This window comes from Herbaspirillum sp. SJZ099, assembly GCF_007828355.1.
In the GTDB taxonomy this organism is placed as follows: domain Bacteria; phylum Pseudomonadota; class Gammaproteobacteria; order Burkholderiales; family Burkholderiaceae_D; genus Herbaspirillum.
The window spans coordinates 95,295-115,601 of sequence record NZ_VIUO01000010.1 but is presented as its reverse complement, the minus strand read 5'-3'; the positions used below and the strand labels follow the sequence as shown (position 1 = coordinate 115,601).

Annotated in this window: 16 protein-coding genes and 1 pseudogene; 10 read left to right on the top strand and 7 right to left on the bottom strand. The window is 62.1% G+C overall.

What is annotated here, in order from left to right; genetic code table 11:
* Positions 1–10: 10 nt before the first annotated feature.
* The 6 genes from FB597_RS17990 to FB597_RS17965 form a co-directional block, all read right to left on the bottom strand.
* On the bottom strand, positions 11–694 hold the full coding sequence (locus FB597_RS17990; protein WP_186442816.1) for a 4'-phosphopantetheinyl transferase superfamily protein: 684 nt from the start codon (positions 692–694) through the stop codon (positions 11–13).
* Complete coding sequence (locus FB597_RS17985) at positions 669–1,427, bottom strand: thioesterase II family protein (RefSeq protein WP_144770283.1); 759 nt, start codon at positions 1,425–1,427, stop codon at positions 669–671. The genes FB597_RS17990 and FB597_RS17985 overlap by 26 nt, the downstream gene beginning before the upstream one ends.
* Entirely contained in the window at positions 1,424–1,639 is a 216-nt protein-coding gene (locus tag FB597_RS17980) for an MbtH family protein (protein ID WP_141915043.1), read from the bottom strand. Before FB597_RS17980 ends, FB597_RS17985 begins: the two co-directional genes overlap by 4 nt.
* Positions 1,640–1,812: 173 nt before the next feature.
* Positions 1,813–2,319: an RNA polymerase factor sigma-70 gene (locus tag FB597_RS17975; protein WP_144770282.1), complete on the bottom strand. Its 507-nt coding sequence runs from the start codon at positions 2,317–2,319 to the stop codon at positions 1,813–1,815.
* Positions 2,320–2,848: 529 nt separating this feature from the next.
* On the bottom strand, positions 2,849–3,250 hold the full coding sequence (locus tag FB597_RS17970) for a cbb3-type cytochrome c oxidase subunit I (RefSeq protein WP_144770281.1): 402 nt from the start codon (positions 3,248–3,250) through the stop codon (positions 2,849–2,851).
* Between the two features lie 186 nt (positions 3,251–3,436).
* Positions 3,437–4,300, bottom strand: a complete 864-nt coding sequence (locus FB597_RS17965; protein ID WP_144770280.1) for an SDR family oxidoreductase — start codon at positions 4,298–4,300, stop codon at positions 3,437–3,439.
* 89 nt (positions 4,301–4,389) lie between these two features.
* On the opposite strand from FB597_RS17965, the gene FB597_RS17960 reads away from it, so the two are divergent.
* The 7 genes and pseudogenes from FB597_RS17960 to FB597_RS17930 all read left to right on the top strand — a co-directional run.
* Positions 4,390–4,812: a helix-turn-helix domain-containing protein gene (locus FB597_RS17960; RefSeq protein WP_221292449.1), complete on the top strand. Its 423-nt coding sequence runs from the start codon at positions 4,390–4,392 to the stop codon at positions 4,810–4,812.
* A 230-nt stretch (positions 4,813–5,042) separates the two neighbouring features.
* Positions 5,043–5,411 (top strand): DUF2946 family protein, encoded by a 369-nt coding sequence (locus FB597_RS17955; RefSeq protein WP_222428658.1) that lies wholly within the window; start codon positions 5,043–5,045, stop codon positions 5,409–5,411.
* A gap of 157 nt (positions 5,412–5,568) precedes the next feature.
* On the top strand, positions 5,569–7,737 hold the full coding sequence (locus FB597_RS17950; protein ID WP_144770278.1) for a TonB-dependent siderophore receptor: 2,169 nt from the start codon (positions 5,569–5,571) through the stop codon (positions 7,735–7,737).
* Positions 7,738–7,742: 5 nt separating this feature from the next.
* Positions 7,743–9,251 (top strand): PepSY domain-containing protein, encoded by a 1,509-nt coding sequence (locus FB597_RS17945; protein WP_144770277.1) that lies wholly within the window; start codon positions 7,743–7,745, stop codon positions 9,249–9,251.
* A 176-nt stretch (positions 9,252–9,427) separates the two neighbouring features.
* Positions 9,428–12,016: an autotransporter outer membrane beta-barrel domain-containing protein gene (locus FB597_RS17940; protein ID WP_144770276.1), complete on the top strand. Its 2,589-nt coding sequence runs from the start codon at positions 9,428–9,430 to the stop codon at positions 12,014–12,016.
* Between the two features lie 120 nt (positions 12,017–12,136).
* On the top strand, positions 12,137–12,520 hold the full coding sequence (locus tag FB597_RS17935) for a hypothetical protein (RefSeq protein ID WP_144770275.1): 384 nt from the start codon (positions 12,137–12,139) through the stop codon (positions 12,518–12,520).
* Positions 12,521–12,823: 303 nt separating this feature from the next.
* Positions 12,824–13,021 (top strand): annotated as a pseudogene (locus tag FB597_RS17930) (efflux RND transporter permease subunit); the annotation flags it as partial.
* Between the two features lie 93 nt (positions 13,022–13,114).
* Here FB597_RS17930 and FB597_RS17925 read toward each other — a convergent pair.
* Positions 13,115–14,110: a 2-hydroxyacid dehydrogenase gene (locus FB597_RS17925; protein WP_144770274.1), complete on the bottom strand. Its 996-nt coding sequence runs from the start codon at positions 14,108–14,110 to the stop codon at positions 13,115–13,117.
* A 577-nt stretch (positions 14,111–14,687) separates the two neighbouring features.
* Between FB597_RS17925 and FB597_RS17920 the strand changes: the two genes are divergently transcribed.
* From FB597_RS17920 to FB597_RS17910, 3 genes are all read left to right on the top strand, one after another.
* Positions 14,688–15,983 carry an MFS transporter gene (locus FB597_RS17920; protein ID WP_141915067.1) on the top strand — a complete coding sequence of 432 codons (1,296 nt, stop codon included), beginning with the start codon at positions 14,688–14,690 and terminating at the stop codon, positions 15,981–15,983.
* 377 nt (positions 15,984–16,360) lie between these two features.
* The gene (locus tag FB597_RS17915; RefSeq protein ID WP_144770273.1) at positions 16,361–18,589 is read left to right on the top strand and encodes an NADP-dependent isocitrate dehydrogenase; all 2,229 of its coding nucleotides are present in this window, start codon (positions 16,361–16,363) and stop codon (positions 18,587–18,589) included.
* 536 nt (positions 18,590–19,125) lie between these two features.
* Positions 19,126–20,205, top strand: coding sequence for a hypothetical protein (locus tag FB597_RS17910; RefSeq protein WP_255517209.1), 1,080 nt, complete (start codon positions 19,126–19,128; stop codon positions 20,203–20,205).
* Positions 20,206–20,307: the final 102 nt, after the last annotated feature.

The following is a 20,307-nucleotide window of genomic DNA, read 5'->3' as shown; positions in this document are numbered from 1 at the left end:
TTCTCCGGAATCAGGCGTCGATCCAGGCCAGCGCGGCAGCGTGGCCGGGCCAGGTGGACAAGGCGCTTGCATGCAGCCGCGCGGGCGCGGGCCAATGCGGCTGCTGGTGGAAGACCTGGTAGCGCGGGTGCGTCTCCAGGTCGATGTCGATGGATTGCAGGTGCTCGCCGATACCCAGGCCCAGCGCCTTGAGCACGGCTTCCTTGGCAACCCAGTGGCGCAGGAACTGCGGCCCGTCCAATGGGGCTGGCAATGCCGCCCATTCATGCGGACTCAGCACCTGCCTGGCCATGCCGAGCAACTCTTCGGGCCCGGCAGCGATGCCGCATTCGACATCGATGCCCAGCGCCAGACCGGGCGCGATGGCGATCAGCCCGATGCCGCCGGCATGCGAGACATTGAAGGACAGGCCGCCAGGCCCGTCCAGCTGTGGCTTGCCATGGGCGTTGCGCACCAGCGGCACCGCTTGCGCAGCGCAGCCCAGGCGTTCGCCCAGCAGGCGGCGCAGCAACGCACGCATGCAGCGAAAGCGCCGGGCATCGTCGCTGCGGCGGTAGCGGCGCGCATGGGCCTGCTCCTGCGCGCTCAGCACCAGCTCATCCTCTGCGTCATCGCCATGGTCCAGGTCGAAGGCGACCTGCCACAGTTCGATCTGCGCGGGAATGCCGTCAGGCGTGGGCAAGCGCTGCGGCATGATCGGCGTCGGGGGTGGAATTATTGGCATGCGTCTGAAGATGGCGCCGCAGGCGGGCCAGCAGCTCGTCCTGCCGGGCTTGCAGATAGAAATGGCCGCCATCGAACCAGTCCAGCGTGACGGGGCCGCGGGTTTCGCGCTGCCAGGCCTGCAGCGGCGCGGCGCCCACCGGGTCGCTGACGCCGCCATAGACATGCACGGGCAGGTCGAGCAAGGCAGCCATTTCACCGGCCGGACGCTGCGCCTGGAAACTGGCGCATACGCGGTAATCGGCGCGCAGCACCGGCAGCGCCAGCTCCAGCAGTTCGGGGCAGTCGAAGACTTCGTCGCGGGTGCCGCCCTGGCGGCGCATGGCCGCGATGAGGGCGGCATCGGAGTCATCCGGGGCGATCCACTCACGCGCCGGCGGCGCGGCGCAGGCCGATATCATCAGCGCATGGGGCGCGGGCCAGCCGCGCTGCGGAAGCGCCCGCGCCAATCCCTGCGCCAGCAGGCCGCCCATGCTGTGGCCGAACAGCACATAGCCGGAGGATGGCGCTGCGGCACCGGCAAGCTCATCGGCCAGCCGATTCACCAGCACGCCATAGTCTTGCAGCAGCGCCTCGCGGACGCGACGGCCACGGCCGGGCAGCTCGATGGCCTGCAGTCGCGCCACGCCTTGCAACACGGCCTGCCAGGGGAAGTACATGCTGGCACTGCCGCCGGCGCACGGCAGGCAGAACAGCGTGATCATGCCTGACCCTGGCCTTGCATGAATTCGCGCAGGCTGCGCGGACGCATGTCGGTCCACACCGTTTCGATATGCTGCAGGCAGGTCTGCTTGCTGCCGCTCACGCCGGTATCACGCCAGCCGCCGGGGATGCTCTTGTAGTCGGGCCACAGGGAATACTGCTCTTCCTCATTGACCAGCACGCGGAATACGCCGTCTTCACGATCAAAGCTCATCGTTCGCCTCATCTTTCTTGATTCGCGGCGAACGTGCTCAGGCCGTTCACCAGGTTTGCGAATTATTCACATTGCAACATGCAAATGCGAATCACTCTTGTTTATTCTGACGAACCACGACGGCATAAATTTATAGTTTCTTGGATTTGGGCCGGCACGGATGCCTTGGCGCCTCAGGCGACTTGCTTGCGACAGCATTGCATCGCATCCCGGATCATGAAGTTGACCAGGGTGGTGGAAACGCCTAGGTGTTCAGCCACTTCGCGCTGGGTATAGCCATCCAGGCGATGCAGTTCGAAGGCCCGCAGCGTGCGCTCGGGCAGAGTCGACAAGGCGCGGGCCACGCTCACGAGGGCCTGGCGCGAAATGCTTGTGCCCTCAGGCGTTGCCTGATGGCAGATGACGTCCATGCCCTCCTCTTCCTCGGCGAACATGAAGGACTCGATCGCCATGCGGCGCTGGCGATCGATCGCCAGGTTGCGTACGACCTGGAGCAGGAAGGCCTTCGGATGGCGAACGGAGAAATCCTCAGGCAATTCGGCGATCTTGAACCAGGCGTCCTGCACCACATCTTCTGCACGCTGGCGACATCCCAAAATGCGTGCGGCTGCATCGCGCAGCTGCGCACGGCAAGCCATAAACTGAAGGCTCAACTCCATAGGCTCGGTATGCTCGGACATAGCGCTTCTCCCTTTGCAAACACACGCGTGTGCGCCCTCTGGGCGCGCCTGGTTGTACCCAGGAGTAGCGGGAGTGAAGCGGCGAGGCTTTTACTCAGCTACCTATCCTGCGCGACACGATAGGGGCGGCACGGAGCGTGGTCGGATTGTTTGGATGGCTAAAGACCGTCGGGCGCGGCAAGGCCGGAGCGAGGCTATGGCTGTCTGTTTGGCGGTTATTTCTTAAAAATGTGTACGCCGTAACTTAGAGTTTTAATTACGCTTTAATAGTAACAAGAACCATTATCAATTGGAAGGGGTATGCCTACATGAGGCCATGCCGGGATAAGGCAGGAATAAGGCCGGAAATGGCACATCAAGCTGAAAGTCCTTAAGCACGCCGTCTTTATTTCATGGGAGACATAAAGACGCTGCGGTTTTTAGAATTGGACTTTCACATTCTGCTCTGGTCGACACGGGTAGCGACACGCCGCGAGGATCAAAAATCTTGATTCTCAAGAGTTGGAGCCCCCTCAAATTCCGAGGCGATTCAAAGCGGCGTTCGCCGCCCTACTTCTTCTTGGTTATTGGCTTTCACATTCATCAAAACGTTCGCGGTGAACGCTGCCAGGCCAATAATGACGCTAGCGGCAGAGATGGATACGATTGGAACTGCCGCCGTATGACCGGTAAGCACCAAGCCGAGAGCGAGCATGAAGAATGGCAGGCCGATGTTGTGCAGCCAGAAATGAATTCGCGCGAGCGGCGTCAGCGCCGCCGCCGGGTAAAGGTGATAGATCAACCCTGCAAGCGCGAGCGAAGCCCAGCCTAGCAAGGCGAGATGTGCATGGACTGGGGCCAAGGCAAAGTTTTCGGTGGCCCCCATATAGCCGCCAAGTAACGCGCCGACGAAGAGATAGATCGCCGCGATCTTGAGAAATCGAATACCCATTGAAACTTCCTGTAAGAAACAAACAACCGATCGTCGATACCGTCAGCTAAATCAATCAAGTGGCAATCAGCCAAGCCGCGACGCGGCAGAGGCTGAGTGCAACCAACAGATCAGCGCAATGCGGCGCATCACGCTGGTGGGCAAGGCGTTGACTTGGCGACAATGTGCCAGCAGTGATGCCAGCAGTTATTTATGCGTCAGTTCCGCGGCAATCGTCTCCGCCATCGGTGTTGTTGGTCGTCCGATCAATGTACTGAGCTGGCGCGTATCGTCGAAAAGGCCGCCTTGCGAAGCGCCGCTGTCAGAATCTGCAAGCAGATCCGCGATTGGTTCTGGTAGGCCAAAGCCGGCAAGCGCCGATTTGTATTCGGCACGCGGCAGGTTGATGTAATTGACTGTCTTGCCTGACTGGCGCGAGACTTCGGCCGCGAACTCCGACAAGGTATAGGCCGTGTCCCCCGCCAGTTCATAGACCCGTCCGGCCTGATCGGGAAGCGTCATCGCCAGCGCAGCTGCGGCGGCATAGTCAGCCCGCGCAGCCGATGCAATTCGTCCGTCGCCGGCACTGCCCATCAACGCGCCGTGCGCCAGCGCCGTTGGAATTGAAATCGTGTAATTTTCGGTGTACCAGCCATTGCGCAAGACAACGAATGGGATGGCTGACGCTTTAAGCATCGTCTCGGTTTGGACGTGATCGGCCGCCAATCCCAGCGGGGATGTATTGGCGTGCAGTACGCTCGTGTATCCGATCAGCTTGATTTCACAATCAATCGCCGCGTCGATTACAGCCTGGTGGTGAGAGGCGCGTTGTCCGGGCGCAAGTTCGTTCGAAGATATAAGTAATAGCTTATCCGCGCCGGCAAGCGCTGTCCTAAGCGACGCAGGCTGCGTGTAATCAGCCTGGCGGACTTGGACGCCGCGATCCGATAAATCGGTCGCCTTCGTTGGGTTGCGAACTGCTGCGATGATGCTTGATGCGGGTTCTGTGCGTAAAAGGTTTTCAATGACCAGACGACCGAGCTGCCCTGTGGCTCCTGTAACAACTATCATGGCAAATTCCTTGGTGTGGTTGCGTAGGGCACTTACAATAATTCATTACCTTACATTCCGTAAGTACGCACCGAAAGGTTAGTGTCGAGATGGCAATGCAACCCAAACCGATCGCCTCTGAGTCTTTTTCCGCGCAAGTCCGACGCGGGGGGCTCACATCAACCGATTGCCCTTGTCGCGAGGTACTCAAAGACGTTACAAGTCCTTGGGGCACATTGCTACTCATCGTTCTGATGGGCGACGTTCGACGTTTCAGCGAGCTGCGCAGAATGGTCGGTGGCGTAAGCGAAAAAATGTTGTCGCAAACCTTGAAGCGCCTGGAAGCACACGGGTTGGTTCATCGGAAGTCTTATGAGACTGTGCCGCCCCACGTGGAATATTCCTTGACCCCGCTGGGAAGAACCGTGGGCGAAAGAGTTGAGGCGTTGGCCGACTGTATCGAGACCATTCTTCCCGACATTTTGGATGGGCAGCGTTCATCGCCCCTCGCCCAGACACGCCAACTCCTCTGATGCCATCAGGCCTGCGCCTGGCAAAGGGCCGCCGGGAGGCTTAACCTGCCCGTGACCATCCCCGGGCCGCGGCAAATTGTCGCATCAGGCGCCCTCCCTCGGAACTTGTAAATCCTTGCAAAACCTTTGGCAGCAAGGGTTTTGGCTCGAATTTCTTCGATTTTCCGGTCAAGCCGGATTCCACGACTCCGCTGCCGCCGGCGTTAGAATCTGCGGCCATGCAAATGTCCTTGCCGAAGCTGCGCCTTATCGCCTGGATCACCATTGCCTCCATCCTGGCAATGCTGTGGTCCGGGACGATGCATGCGCGCGCCGGCGCCGCGCCGGGCATGCAGGCGTGGATCGACATCTGCTCGGTCTCCGGGACGGCGGCCCTTGCCGACCAAGGCTCGCCCGGAAAGAACGATGCGAACGCCCATGTCACGCACTGCGCCTTCTGCAGCAAGCAGGACATCGCTCATGCAATACCCGCGCGCTTCGACCTGCCGCAGCCATCCGCACGCCCATTGCGCGTGCAATCACCAAGCAGCTTCACTCATCGCTCGCCGCCACCTTGGCTGAGCCGGCACTCCCGCGGACCGCCCGCCAGCATGTCCTGAGCATGCATTTCCGGCGTGTCATTTGTGCCATTTCCCCGGTCACGCCGCCATGCGTCATACGCCATATGAACGCCGATGCCGATGCTGCGCATCGCGCCCGGCCTCCGTGCCGTCCATCGGCCTGCCCGAAGACGGCCTCCCCTGCTTTGACATCGACATGAACGCCATACAAAAACAACGAACCCTCGCCCTCCTCCATCTTCAGCTGCGCCGCACCCTGGCCTGCGCTCCCTGCGCGCTGCCTTTGCTGTGCCTGGCAGGCACCGCCCAGGCACAGGATGTCGGCGCCGCATTGCCGGAAATCACGGTATCCGCCCAAAGCCCGGCGCAATTGCAAAATCCGGTCGCAGTCGGTTCCAACCTGGATCTGACGCCTATGCAAACACCGGCCAGCGTCAGCATCATCACGCGCAAACAGCTGGAAGAACGCGGCGACGCCAGCATCACCGATGCCATCACCCGCGCGCCCGGCTACAGCAGCATGGGACACCCCGGCAACAGCGGCAGCGCACTGTCGGCGCGCGGCTTTACCGACGCCACGTCGGTCATGCGCCTGTATGACGGCGTGCGTCAGTACGGCGGCGTGGGCGTCACCTATCCGTTCGACACCTGGAGCATCGATCGCATCGAAGTGCTGCGCGGCCCGGCCTCGGTGATCTACGGCGATGGCGCCATCGGCGGCGTGGTCAACGTGGTGCCGAAAAAGCCGACGCGCGGCAAGATCGAAAACGAGGTGCAGGCCACCGTCGGCACCCGCAACACGCAGCGACTGGGATTGGGCAGCGGCGGCGCAATCAACGACATGCTCTCCTATCGCTTCGACATCAGCGGCGACCGCTCGGACGGCTGGGTAGACCGCGGCAACTCCAACAACCTGAGCTTCTCCGGCGCGCTGCGCCTGGACGTCAATCCGGATTTCTTCGTACAGTTCAGCTATGCCCAGGGGCATCAGCGGCCCATGGCCTACTTCGGTACGCCGCTGGTCAACGGCCAGCCTCTCGACGCCATACGTGAGCGCAATTACAACGTCGGCGACGGCACCATCGACTACAAGGATCGCTGGGCCCAGCTGGAGGCGCAATGGACGCCGAACCCGGACACCACCATCCGCACGCGGCTGTACCAGATCAACAGCAACCGCTACTGGCGCAATGCCGAGCGCTATGTCTACAACGCATCGACCGGCCTGGTCGACCGCGGCGATGCGACCGAAATCCGCCACGACCAGTCGCAGACGGGCAATACTACCGATGCCACGTTCAAAGGCCATGTGTTCGGCCTGAAGAACCAGGTGTCGGTCGGCTTCGACATCAACTCCGCTTCGTTCACGCACACCAACAACACCTATGCCGGCAGCTTCAGTTCGGTCAATCCCTACAGTTTCGATCCCGGCGCCTATGCCAGCGGCGTCGGCGTACCCGCGTTCCTCCCGCGCTTTCGCACCCGGGCGTCCCAGTACTCGGTGTTTTCCGAAGACAAGCTGGACCTGACCGACAAGCTGACCGTGCTGGCCGGCCTGCGCTATGACCATTCCGATATCTCACGCGCCGATCTGGTTAACGGCACTGGCGGCTTCGACCAGAGCTTTTCCAATCTCGGCTGGCGCCTGGGCTCGGTTTACGCCATTACGCCCGATCTGAGTATTTATGGGCAGTATTCGAAGGCGGCCGCCCCTGTGAGCAGCATGTTGTTCATGACCCAGGCCAACAGCAAATTCAGTTTATCCACCGGCCGGCAGATCGAAGCCGGCGTCAAACAGGTGTTCTGGGACAAGCGCGGCGAATGGACGCTGGCGGTCTACGACATCCGCAAGAACAATCTGCTGACCCGCGATCCGTCCAATCCCAGCCTGAGCGTACAAGTCGGCCAGCAATCCTCGCGCGGCATCGAGGCCAGCCTGGCGCTGGCGTTCGCGGAAAACTGGAAGCTGGACGCCAACGCCACCGTGCTGCGGGCGCGCTTCGACGACTTCGCCGAGTCGGTGGGCGGCGCCGCGGTCTCGCGCAGCGGCAATGTCCCGCCCAATGTGCCCGAGCGCCTGGCCAACGTCTGGCTGAGCTGGAACTTCATTCCCGCCTGGACCGCCAGCGGCGGCTTGCAATACGTGGGGCAGCGCTATGCCGACAATGCCAACACGTTGAAGCTGCCGGCCTACACCAGCACCGACCTGGCCCTGCAGTGGCAGGCCACCCAAGCCACCACGCTCACGCTGCGCGCCAACAACGTGTTCGACAAGCACTACTTCACCACCGCGTACTACACGAATACCCAGTGGTTGTACGGTCCCGGACGTGAAGTGCAGTTGACGATGAATCATCGTTTCTGAATGCGATGAGCACGATCTCGTCACACCTGCGACGCTGGACCTATCTGACGCACCGCTGGTGCGGCGTCGCCGGCTGCCTGCTGATGGCGCTGTGGTTTGCCAGCGGCGTGGTGATGCTGTTTGTCGGCTATCCCAAGCTCACGCCTTGGGACCGGCTCAAGGCGCTGCCGCCGCTGACCGGCGCGGACGCCCTGCGGCCATCGCAGGCGCTGGCCGGTCGCGATGTCTCGCGGCTGGTGCTCAATGCCGCTTCCGGACAGGCGCGATACATCCTGTACCTGCGCGACGGAACGCTTTCCAGCGTGGATGCGGTCAGCGGCCAGCGCCTGGACAGTTTCGATGCGCAGGCCGCCCGCCGCGCCGCCGGCTTGTTCATGCCGGCAGCCGGATCGGATTATCTCGGCACGGTCAACGAGGATCGATGGACGCACTCCGGCGGCCTCAACGCCCATCGTCCGCTCCATATGGTGCAGATGGACGATCCCGCAGGAACGCTGTTGTACGTCTCCTCGCATACGGGCGAGGTCGTCATGCAGGCGCCGCGCCTGCAGCGGCTGTGGAATTTCGCCGGCGCCTGGCTGCACTGGCTGTACCTGTTCAAGAACCGCTCCAGCGACCCGCTCTGGACCTGGACGGTCATCGTATTGTCGGCCGGCTGCGTACTGGTCGCCTGCAGCGGCATTGTGGTCGGCCTATGGCGCTGGCGCTTTGCCCGTCCCTACAAATCCGGTTCGCACTCGCCCTTCTTGCCGGGGTGGATGCGCTGGCATCACATTCTCGGCCTGGGCTTCGCCGCGATCACGCTGACCTGGATCTTCAGCGGCCTGATGTCGATGAACCCGCTGAACGCCTTTTCCCCCTCCCAGCGCCCCGATCTGGCCGGATATGCCGGGGCATCGCCGGGCGAGCGCCATCTCGATGCAAGTCCGCGCGACCTGCTGCTCGCATTGGAACAGGACGATTTCCATGCGGTGGAGCTGGAATGGAAGAATCTGGCCGGCGAACCGTTCGTGCTGGCGCGGGACGCCAACGACCGTACTCGCATTGTCACGGCCGAGCGCGCAAGGCTGTCGGTAATGCGCCAATGGCCTCTGGCGAGACTGGAGCAGGCTGCCTCCGTGCTGCTGCCGGCGCCAGTCTCGGGCGCCGGGTTGATGCATGTCTACGATGCCTACTACTACCGCCGCGATCCGGAAGCCATGATGGGCGGCTCGGAGCGCAAGCTGCCGGTGCTCAAGCTCAGTTTCGGCGACGTCGGCGCCACCCGGGTCTACATCGATGTCGCCAGCGGACAGGTCGCACTGAGCGCAGACCGCGCCCAGCGTATCGGCCGCTGGTTGTTCAGCTTCCTGCACAGCTGGGACCTGCGCTTCATGCTCGCCGCCGGCTGGCTGCGGGAGGCGACGCTGATCGTCCTGAGCCTTGGCGGCTTCTGCTTGTCGCTGACCGGAATCGTCATTGGATGCCGGCGATTGAAAAGGAAGATGTCTCATTGGCATCTTCGGCAATCTTGATCGCGCTGTCAGAAGGACGGCAGCCATTTCTTGATAAAGATTGACGTTAATTATTAACTATTTACAATAAATCCCAGCCGACTATCATTTGACGCAAGCGTATGCATCACTCTTGGACGGCGCAGCCGCGCTGCAATACGCGCGTTGAACGGATAAATAAAAAAAGGGGGGATACCATGACGCCTGGCACGGTAAAGGACGGCGCCCATGCCGCCGGTTTCCGCCGGCCCTTGTTTTTGACCACCGCGATCGTCACGCTGGTCGCCGCGACTGCGGACATACCGCCAGCGTATGCGCAATCGGTGAGCAGCACCGGCGCCGTGACTCCTGGCCCCACTGTGACGCCGGACTGGGTTGTCGGCGGTGACCTCATTGTCGGAGATGGCGCCGCCGGCACGCTGACGCTTACCGGCGGCGGTACCGTGAGCAACGGATTCGGCATGATCGGGATGGATGGCGGTACCGGTACGGTGACTGTCACTGGTGGCGATGCCCTTGGCAATCCCTCTACCTGGACCAGTTCCTCTCCGATTGTAGTCGGCGGCTCCGGCACGGGTATCCTGCTTATCCAGAACGGCGGCCTGGTGCGTAGCGACCAGGGATTGATTGGCTTTGACAACGGCTCTGGCCCTGGTACCGGCACCGTTACCGTTACAGGCCGTGATGGCAGCGGCAGAGCCTCGACCTGGGCCGCCGGGAATAATATCTATCTAGGTTTCTCGGGTACTAGCAGTGGCACATTGAACATTCTCGATGGCGCCGCGGTAACGACCAGTCTGCCAGGCGGCGGCAATGCAGCCGGCTATGTCGGTTACGTCGCCGGCAGTACGGGCATCGTCAATATTTCAAGTAGCACCGGCAACCTCTCGACATGGACGATCCGCGACTTCCTTTCTGTCGGTTACGAAGGCTTGGGCACAGTAACCATCGACAAAGGCGGCCTGATCCAGGTCGGCAGCGACACCTATGTCGCCCGCTTGAGTACCTCCAGCGGAACGCTGAATCTGCTCGGCGATGCGAGTGGGCGCGGCATTCTGGAGACCGGCTCGGTGATCAAGGGAACCGGCGCCGCCGCCATTCTCAATCTCAATGGCGGTATTTTGCGTGCGACACGAAATGAAACCAATTTCCTCAATGGCTTCAGTGCACTGACCGTGGGCGCCGAAGGCGCCTGGTTCGATACCAACACGCATAATATTGATATCGGTACTGTCTTTACCGGGACCTCCACTTTTAACAAATTAGGCCTTGGAACACTGACCCTCACGGGCAACAGCGCCAGCTTCACAGGCAACACCGAGGTCCAGGCCGGGACGCTGCAGGTTGATGGCGTGCTAGGCGGCCCGACCAACATCGCATCCGCCGGCCGGCTCACAGGTATAGGCCAAGTCGGGCCGACCACCAACAGCGGCGTGATCGCGCCTGGCCACAGCAACAGCTTCGGAACATTGACTATCGCCGGCAACTACCTGCCTGCGGGCGGCGGCCTTGAGATCAAAACCCAACTGGGAGATGACAGTTCCCCGACCGATCGCCTGGTAGTCACCGGAAGCACCGCGGGTGCAACGCCAGTCACGGTAATCAATGTCGGCGGCCTGGGCGCCCAGACGCAACAAGGGATTCAGGTAGTGCGAGTCAACGGCGCTTCAAACGGCCAATTCAACCTGGCCAATGGAAACTACGTCATCAACGGTCAATCCGCCTTGGTCGCCGGCGCATATGGTTACGTGCTGCAGAAAGATGCGGCCGACGGCGATTGGTATCTGCGCTCATCGCTGCTGGCAGCCGGCATTGCCGGCGGTATTGCCGATAACGGCCCGCTCTACCAACCCGGCGCCCCTGTCTATGAGTCATACGCCACGACACTGCTGGGCTTGAGCAACGTCCCGACTTTGCGCCAGCGCGTCGGCAATCGGCGCTATGATCCAACGGACCGCGACCGGGATGGCGTCTGGGGGCGCATCGAAGGCAAGACAAGCCACCTTGAACCATCGGTATCCACCAGCGTCAGCCATCAAGACATCGATAGCTGGCAGGCCCAGTTCGGCGTGGATCGCATCTTGTCCGGCGAAAAAGACGGCGCGCGCGTGGTGGGTGGCTTGACCGCCCGCTACGGCACCGCCGACACCCGGGTAGCCTCGATCTACGGCGACGGCAGCATCGACACCAAATACTATGGCGTGGGCACTACCCTCACCTGGTACGGCCAGCAAGGCGCGTATGTCGATACGCAGCTCCAGGCCACCTGGTCCAGCAGCGATCTGGGCTCCAGGCTCGCCGGCTCCCTGGTCAATGGCCAGCCCGGGCGCGGCTATGCCGCGAGCATCGAAGCCGGCATCGCGCTTCCGCTCAAGGATGGATTCTCTGTCATCCCACAGGCGCAGCTAAGCTATGCCTCGACTAGTTTTGGCTTCAAGGACCGGTTCAATGCGCAGGTCGACAGCGACAAGGGCGAAAGCCTGCAGGGGCGGTTTGGCCTCGCCTTCGATTACCAGCGCGGTGACGCGGACGCGGCCGGAGAACTGCGTCAGCTCAATTTCTATGGCTTGATCAATCTCAAGCGCGAGCTCCTCGATGGCACTCGGGTGATCGTGGCGGGGACGCCGCTCGAGACGCGTCAAGGACGCACCTGGGGCGGGCTGGGCGTCGGCGGGAACTATGCGTGGGGCAAGCGTTACAGCGTCTACGGAGAAGTGACCGCCGACAGCGATTTCAAGGGCAGCTACTACGTATCTGCCACGACCGGCCTCAGGATGCGGTTCTAGATCCGGTTTGAATACCTAATGCCGGCGCCAGCTCGCGCAGGGAAAATTGAAGCGCCGCACAATCGCAGGTAGAATCGCTGCGGTCTTCGTTTTCTCCCGCTGCCCCTTTCCTTCGCCCGCATGAAAAAGCTGCTTACGGCCCTGTTGCTTTCGATTACGCTGATCCAGCTGTGCTGGGCGGCGGTCGGGCCGTACAACGAACATGCGGCGACGCTGGCGCGGCATGCTGGCCACCACCAGTTGCAGCCGCAGGCGGACGGCCTGGACGATGCCGTGCAAGCCGGTAAGAACACCGGCGCCAAGGATGCCGCAGGTTTTTGCAGCAGCTGCGAAATGCAGGCCGGCAGCCTGGGTTATCCGGCCGCCGCCGACCGGCGCTTGCTGCGCGCGGCATCGCCGGCGCCAGCCGGTTTCACCATCGCGTTTTCTTCCCACATCCCGGACCATCCCGAAGAGCCCGGCTGGCTGGCCGCGCATCCGCGCGGCGTTGCGGCCCGGCTCTGAGCCTCCCTTTCCCTCTTCCCTGAAGACTTGCGCCCGATGGCAATGCCGTCGGCGGCAAGAGCTTGTCCGCACGCCGAATCCTTCCCTTGATCCTGGAGAATTCGATGTTCAAGCACGCCCTCGTGCCGGGACTGGCCACGGCCCTGCTATTGCAGGCCGCGCCCATCCTGGCGCACGCCAATGCGGTACTGGCCGGCGCCGCCTGCCCGGCCAGCCAACCGCCGCTGACGCTGGCCGATGCCCAGCGCCTGGCGCACGACAATAACCCCACGCTGTCGGCCGCAAGGCATGAGCTGGCCGCCACCGATGGCGCGGGCCACCGGCACCGGCGCCGAGGTGCAGCGGCCGTTGGCGACGGTGGTGATCGGCGGCATCCTGTCGTCCACCATGCTGACCCTGCTGGTCTTGCCGCTGCTGTATCAGTTGGCCTATCGCCGTGAGGATGAGCAAGACGCATCGATACGTCCCGCATCGGCCGAGGATCGCCAGCCCGCAAGCTGACGCGGCGCGCCTCGCCTCATTTCGCCATACCGACGCCCGGCCATGCGCCGGGCGTTTTGCATGGCGCCTTCAGCCTGTGACTCAACCGATGACTCAGCCGGTGACGCGACGCGCCCCCAGATCCAGGCCGTCTTCGAAATCGCTGAGGTTGCCGATGGTGGTGTCCATGATCTGGCCGATGGCTTCTTCGGTAAAGAAAGCCTGGTGGCCGGTGACGATGACATTGGGAAAAGACACCAGGCGCTGGATCACATCGTCGGTGATCACGGTGGCGGACAGGTCCTGGAAGAACAGATTGGCTTCCTGTTCATACACGTCGATCGCCAGCCCGCGCAGGCGTCCGCTCTTGAGGGCAGCGATCGCCGCTTCGGTATCGACCAGGCCGCCGCGACTGGTGTTGACCAGGATGCAGCCGGGCTTGGCCGCGGCCAGCGATTGCGCGTTGACGAGGTAGTGCGTGTCCTCGGTCAGCGGGCAATGCAGCGAGACCGCGTCGCTGGCGGCGAACAGTCCGGCGACGTCGACATAGCGCCCGCCCAGCGCCTCGAACTCGGGATTGCGGTGCACGTCGCTGCCCAGCACCGTGCAGCCGAAACCGGCCATGATGCGCGCGAAGATGACGCCGATCTTGCCGGTGCCGATCACGCCCACGGTCTTGTCGTGCAGGTCGAACCCCATCAGCCCGTCCAGTTCGAAATTGCCTTCCCGCGTGCGCATACTGGCGCGCGCGATCTTGCGGTTGACCGCCAGCAACAGGCCGACCGCGAATTCAGCCACCGAATGCGGCGAGTAATCGGCCACGCGCGCCACCGCAATGCCCAGGCTGGACGCGGCCCGGGCATCGATGTGGTTGAAGCCGGTCGAGCGCGTGGTCACCAAACGCGTGCCCTGGCGGCCCAGCTGCGCCAGCACTTCGGCGCCGACGTCGTCGTTGACGAAGACGCTGACAGCGTCGCAGCCCGCAGCCAGCGCCGCGGTCTGCGGGCTCAGGCGGTCCTGCAGGAACAGCAACTGGTGCCGCCCGGCGGCGTTGGCGCGGGTCAGCAGGGTCTGGTCGTAGCGGCGGGCGCTGAATACGGCGGTCTTCATGGCGGGGCTTTCATCACATGGCTCACATGGGCATTGGATTCTGAAACGATGCGGGCAAGCTGTCACGCGCTTTCCGTTCGTCAACAGATGCCCCATTGCATCACAGATGCGGCAAGCGTGCCTTGACGCAACCCGGCCTTGTTGTGTGGATGGTGGCGGAAAGTGGCCCTTTCCCGTCATGCCGTCCAGTTAAGCCGAAATTTCCCCGTCGCCCTGACGAAGGTCAGGGTCCAGCGTCGCGTCATTCGTCATTCAACGGCCATTGAGGCGCAACGAAAGACACTGGATCCCGGCCTTCGCCGGGATGACGAGTTGCAGATGGAAGGCTTAACTGAACGGCATCAGGCCCTTTCCTGGCCCTTTTCCGCCCCCGAACCTTTCATCCAGCCATCGAAAAAACCGAAATCTGCATGGCAGCCCCGGCCGTACCATCCACGCGCCGGTTTTCGGGGATAGAATCGGCGGCGCAATAGCTGACATACCTAAAAAGATCCTGACTACAACCGGTTCCACTCCGGCCGAGACAGGCACAAGACCGGATACACGGTCCGCCAAACACACAATTGAGGCACACATCATGAGTACATCCACATCTTCGCACTCGAAGCTTTCCACGGTGCTGCGCGTGACCAGCGGCAATTTCATGGAAATGTTCGATTTCTTCCTGTTCGGCTTCTACGCGACCCACATCTCGAAAGCGTTTTTCCCCAGCGATAACGAGTTCGCCTCGCTGATGCTGACCTTCATGACCTTCGGCGCCGGTTTCCTGATGCGTCCGCTGGGCGCCATCATCCTGGGCGCCTACGTCGACCGCGTCGGCCGCCGCCAGGGCTTGATCGTGACACTGGCGCTCATGGCGCTAGGCACCATGCTGATCGCCTTCGTCCCCGGTTACGCCGCCATCGGCGCGCTGGCGCCAATTCTGGTGCTGATCGGGCGCCTGCTGCAGGGCTTCTCCGCCGGCGTGGAACTGGGCGGGGTGTCGGTTTACCTGGCCGAGATGGCCACTCCGGGCAACAAGGGCTTCTATGTCAGCTGGCAGTCCGGCAGCCAGCAGGTCGCCATCATCGTGGCCGCCGCCATCGGCTACCTGCTGTCGACCACCCTGACGCCGGCGCAAGTGGGCGAATGGGGCTGGCGCATTCCCTTCTTCATCGGCTGCCTGATCGTGCCGGTGCTGTTTGTGATCCGCCGCTCGCTGCAGGAAACCGAAGAGTTCCTGCGCCGCAAGCACCGTCCCACCACCGGCCAGATCTTCCGTTCGATGCTTGAGAACTGGAAACTGGTGATCGCCGGCATGATGCTGGTCTCGATGACCACTGTCTCGTTCTACCTGATCACCGTGTATACGCCGACCTTCGGCAAGAGCGTGCTGAAGCTGTCGACCGAGGCCAGCCTGATCGTGACTTTGTGCGTGGGCCTGTCCAACTTCATCTGGCTGCCGATCATGGGCGCCCTGTCGGATCGCATCGGTCGCCGCCCCATCCTGGTGGCCTTTACCGTGCTGACCATCCTGACCGCCTACCCGGCCGTGAACTGGCTGGTGCATGACGCCACCTTCGGCAAGATGCTGATCGTCGAGCTGTGGCTGTCCTTCCTCTACGCCAGCTACAACGGCGCGATGGTGGTGGCGCTGACCGAAGTGATGCCGGTCGAGGTGCGCACGGTCGGCTTCTCGCTGGCCTATAGCCTGGCCACGGCCTTGTTCGGCGGTTTCACCCCGGCCATCGCCACCGGCCTGATCCAGTACACCGGCGACAAGGCCGCGCCCGGCATCTGGATGAGCGCGGCGGCCGTGTGCGGCCTGATCGCCACCTTCGTCCTCTACCGCAACCAGGGCAAGCAGGCGCCGGGCAAAGCGGTGCCGGCCTGAGCCAACCCTGCAAGTCACTATTGAAGATTGAATCGGGCCGCATCTGCGGCCCTTTTTTTGGCCTTGATGACATTGCGACAACATTCGCCTCGACATCCATGCAAAAATTCTGCAAGTCTTATATAAGAGTTGAAGCATTTCGGCTCGCTTAGGAGTAAACTACCGTCTGTTTTTTGCCGCGGCATCTGAGGGAAAGACGAGAGGCTGCTGGGGGAAACCGTTTCCCGATGGAAATGACGGTTCGCCGGCAGGAGATTGCCGATCCAGCCAAGGGCATGCGGATGCCTCAGCCACAAGCACACGATGCATCCGCCTGCCGACGACGGGACGGCACATGCAGCACAGCACATCAACACACCAACAGCAAGGACATCATCGTGACTACAGGTAACCCGACCATCATCTATACGCTGACCGACGAGGCCCCCTATCTGGCGACCCACTCGCTTCTGCCTATCGTCAAGAAGTTCACTGCGCAAGCCGGTATTGACGTCGTCGAGAGCGACATCTCGGTGGCAGCGCGTATCCTGGCGGAATTCTCCGAGTTCCTGACCGATGAGCAGAAAGTGCCCGATACGCTGGGCGAACTGGGCGCACTGACCCAGAAGCCGGAAGCCAACATCATCAAGCTGCCCAACATCAGCGCCTCTATCCTGCAGCTGCAGGCCGCCATCCGCGAACTGCAGGGCCGCGGCTACAAACTCCCCGACTATCCGGAAAACCCGACCACCGACGAAGAAAAGGCGATCCAGAAGCGTTACGCCAAGGTTTCTGGCAGCGCCGTGAACCCGGTCCTGCGCGAAGGCAATTCCGACCGCCGCGCGCCCAACGCCGTCAAGAACTACGCCCGCAAGCATCCGCATTCGATGTCCAAGTGGAGCATGGCTTCGCGCACCCACGTGGCGCACATGCACGGCGGCGACTTCTACGCCGGCGAAAAGAGCATGACCATGGACCGCGCGGTGGACGTCAAGATGGACCTGGTCACCAAGTCCGGCGAAACCATCGTCCTGAAACCGAAGGTTTCGCTGCAGGCCGGCGAGATCATCGACAGCATGTTCATGAGCAAGAAGGCGCTGTGCAAGTACTACGAAGAGCAGATGCAGGACGCCTTCGAGACCGACCTGCTGCTGTCGGTGCACGTCAAGGCGACCATGATGAAGGTCTCGCACCCGATCGTGTTCGGCCACGCCGTGCGCACCTACTACAAGAACACCTTCGAAAAGCACGCCAAGCTGTTTGCCGAGATCGGCGTGAACCCGAACAACGGCATGTCGGGCGTCTACGAGAAGATCAACACCTTGCCTGAAGCCAAGAAGGCCGAAGTGCTGGCCGACCTGAAGGCCGACGAAGCCAAGCGCCCGCGCCTGGCCATGGTCGACTCCGCCAAGGGCATCACCAACCTGCACGCCCCCAACGACGTGATCGTCGACGCTTCCATGCCTGCCATGATCCGCGCCGGCGGCAAGATGTGGAACGCCGAAGGCAAGACCGAAGACACCAAGGCCCTGCTGCCTGAGTCGACCTTCGCCCGCATCTACCAGGAAATCATCAACTTCTGCAAGACCAACGGCGCCTTCGACCCGACCACCATGGGCACCGTGCCCAACGTCGGCCTGATGGCCCAGAAGGCCGAGGAATACGGTTCGCACGACAAGACCTTCGAAATCGCCCAGGACGGCGTGGCGCGCATCGTCACCCTGGACGGCGAAGTGCTGCTGGAAGAAAACGTCGAAGCCGGCGATATCTGGCGCATGTGCCAGGTCAAGGACGCTGCGGTGCGCGACTGGGTCAAGCTGGCGGTTACCCGCGCGCGCCTGTCGGGCATGCCGGCCGTGTTCTGGCTGGACCCGTACCGCCCGCACGAAGCCGAACTGATCAAGAAGGTGCGCACCTACCTGAAGGAACACGACACCAACGGCCTGGACATCCAGATCATGTCGCAAGTGCGCGCCATGCGTTACACCCTGGAACGCGTGATCCGCGGCATGGACACCATCTCGGTGACCGGCAACATCCTGCGCGACTACCTGACCGACCTGTTCCCGATCATGGAACTGGGCACCTCGGCCAAGATGCTGTCGATCGTCCCGCTGATGGCCGGCGGCGGCATGTTCGAAACCGGCGCCGGCGGTTCGGCCCCCAAGCACGTGCAGCAACTGGTCGGCGAAAACCACCTGCGCTGGGACTCGCTGGGTGAATTCCTGGCGCTGGCCGTGTCCATCGAAGATGTCGGCATCAAGACCGGCAACGCCCGCGCCAAGATCCTGGCCAAGACGCTGGACGCCGCCACCGGCAAGCTGCTGGACAACAACAAGTCGCCCTCGCCCAAGACCGGCGAGCTGGACAACCGCGGCAGCCACTTCTACCTGTCCCTGTACTGGGCCCAGGAACTGGCCGCGCAGAAGGACGACGCCGAACTGGCCAAGCACTTCGCGCCGCTGGCCAAGACCCTGGCCGAGAACGAGCAGAAGATCGTGGCCGAACTCAACGGCGTGCAAGGCAAGCAGGTCGACATCGGCGGCTACTACATGCCGGATCGCGCCAAGACCTTCGCCGTCATGCGTCCGAGCGAAACATTCAACAAGGCGCTGGAAGCGATCTGATTCCACACCGATGTGAATGCGTGCCGCGCCTCGTGTAACGTGATGTGACGTGACGATGCGCAGCGCCAGTGCAAATGAAAAGAGCCGCAATGCAAATTGCGGCTCTTTTTTCATTCTTCCCATTCTTCCCATTCTTTCCCGCTCCTACTTGCCGGCATGTTTCAATAGCGCAGGAATTCATTAAAAATCATTTCAATTCATCAGGTTAAGAGGTTTTTCTCGAAAGATTCTAGAATAATTTCCGGCATTTTTTAATACTTTTAAAGTATCCTGCTATGGCATTCAAGATATTTTACATAGTGAAAACGCGCTCCTATAATCCGTCGCAACGACAACAACAATTCGCAGCAGGATGCCTGCATGCGGAGGGAGACGCCCAGTAGCACGCCTTCCTGCCGCCCACATCCTGCCCATCTCACGCAACCGACGACGGCAGGCTCAGGAATATGGCGGCACAAAGACACTCCGGTAAGGGCAAGACACTGGCGCTTAAATGGCTTAAACGGCTTGACCGACCTGACGAGCCTGAATACACGGTGAAAGTGCGCAGCAAACTGGCGCGCCGGCTGGAAAATTTCGCCTGTTTCGCGCCCGGCATCGCCGCCCTAGTCTTTGCCATTCTCGCCCTCATGCTGCCGATGCTGCATGCCCGCGCCGCCGGGACGGACGCCATCGACGGCGCCCCCCAGGTCATCCGGATCGGCGCCGGCCAGCCCTATTCCTTCGCCGTCTACGCCAACTATAACCTGCAGCAGTTGCCGTCCCATGTCGTCCGGGCGGTGGTGTTCGTGCATGGCGTCAAGCGCAATGCGGACGACTACTTCCAGATCGGGCTGCACCTGCTGAAAACGGCGCAATTCAGCGCCGCCGACACCCTGCTGGTCGCGCCCAATTTCATGGTCCAGGCCGACCGGGGCTCCTCATCGGCCATGCCGCTGTGGAGCGGCAGGACCTGGATGCAAGGCGAAGCCTCCGAGCGCGGGGTCGATGGCGTGACCTCCTTCCAGGCCCTGGACGACATCGTGCATTACCTGGCCGACCGCCAGCGCTTTCCCGACCTTAAGGAGATCGTGATGATCGGCCACTCCGCCGGCGCCCAGCTGATGCAGCGCTATGCGGTGGTGAACGAACTCGACGGTCCGCTGCAGCAGGCCGGGATCGCGGTGCGCTATGTGATCTCCAGCCCCTCGTCCTACCTCTATTTCGAGGCCAGCCGGCCCGACGGCGACGGATTTTCCCTGCCGAAGTCGATCATCTGCCCAGGCTATGACAATTACCGCTACGGCATCGGGAATGCGCCGGACTACCTCAAGCGCCAGAACCTGGACGGCGAACAACTGTTCCGCCGCTATGCGGGCCGCAACATCACCTACATGGTCGGCGCGCGCGACGACAATCCCAACCATCGCTATCTCGACAAGGCCTGCGGCGCCGCGATGCAGGGTGCGACACGGGTCGAGCGCCAGCTTAATTTCGTGCGCTACGAGCGCTTCCTGTCGGACCAATGGCAGATCCCGGTGAAGCATCCCGAATTCCAGGTCAAGGGCGCGGCCCACGAGGCCGACAAGCTGTTCCGCTCGGAAGACACGGTGCGCAGGATTTTCCCGCAGCAGTGATGGCACAACCGACCGGACGCCAAGGAAGCGTCCGGCAATAGCAGGCAAGGCCGGAGCGCAACAGCGCTCCACGAGGAGGGACCGGTCCACGTCCAATAAAAA

What these genes read in the sequence shown, in the direction of transcription:
- FB597_RS17990 (WP_186442816.1), bottom strand. Translation starts at nt 694, where the DNA reads ATGCCGCAGCGCTTGCCCACGCCTGACGGCATTCCCGCGCAGATCGAA.
- FB597_RS17985 (WP_144770283.1), bottom strand. Translation starts at nt 1,427, where the DNA reads ATGATCACGCTGTTCTGCCTGCCGTGCGCCGGCGGCAGTGCCAGCATG.
- FB597_RS17980 (WP_141915043.1), bottom strand. Translation starts at nt 1,639, where the DNA reads ATGAGCTTTGATCGTGAAGACGGCGTATTCCGCGTGCTGGTCAATGAG.
- FB597_RS17975 (WP_144770282.1), bottom strand. Translation starts at nt 2,319, where the DNA reads ATGTCCGAGCATACCGAGCCTATGGAGTTGAGCCTTCAGTTTATGGCT.
- FB597_RS17970 (WP_144770281.1), bottom strand. Translation starts at nt 3,250, where the DNA reads ATGGGTATTCGATTTCTCAAGATCGCGGCGATCTATCTCTTCGTCGGC.
- FB597_RS17965 (WP_144770280.1), bottom strand. Translation starts at nt 4,300, where the DNA reads ATGATAGTTGTTACAGGAGCCACAGGGCAGCTCGGTCGTCTGGTCATT.
- FB597_RS17960 (WP_221292449.1), top strand. Translation starts at nt 4,390, where the DNA reads ATGGCAATGCAACCCAAACCGATCGCCTCTGAGTCTTTTTCCGCGCAA.
- FB597_RS17950 (WP_144770278.1), top strand. Translation starts at nt 5,569, where the DNA reads ATGAACGCCATACAAAAACAACGAACCCTCGCCCTCCTCCATCTTCAG.
- FB597_RS17945 (WP_144770277.1), top strand. Translation starts at nt 7,743, where the DNA reads ATGAGCACGATCTCGTCACACCTGCGACGCTGGACCTATCTGACGCAC.
- FB597_RS17940 (WP_144770276.1), top strand. Translation starts at nt 9,428, where the DNA reads ATGACGCCTGGCACGGTAAAGGACGGCGCCCATGCCGCCGGTTTCCGC.
- FB597_RS17935 (WP_144770275.1), top strand. Translation starts at nt 12,137, where the DNA reads ATGAAAAAGCTGCTTACGGCCCTGTTGCTTTCGATTACGCTGATCCAG.
- FB597_RS17925 (WP_144770274.1), bottom strand. Translation starts at nt 14,110, where the DNA reads ATGAAGACCGCCGTATTCAGCGCCCGCCGCTACGACCAGACCCTGCTG.
- FB597_RS17920 (WP_141915067.1), top strand. Translation starts at nt 14,688, where the DNA reads ATGAGTACATCCACATCTTCGCACTCGAAGCTTTCCACGGTGCTGCGC.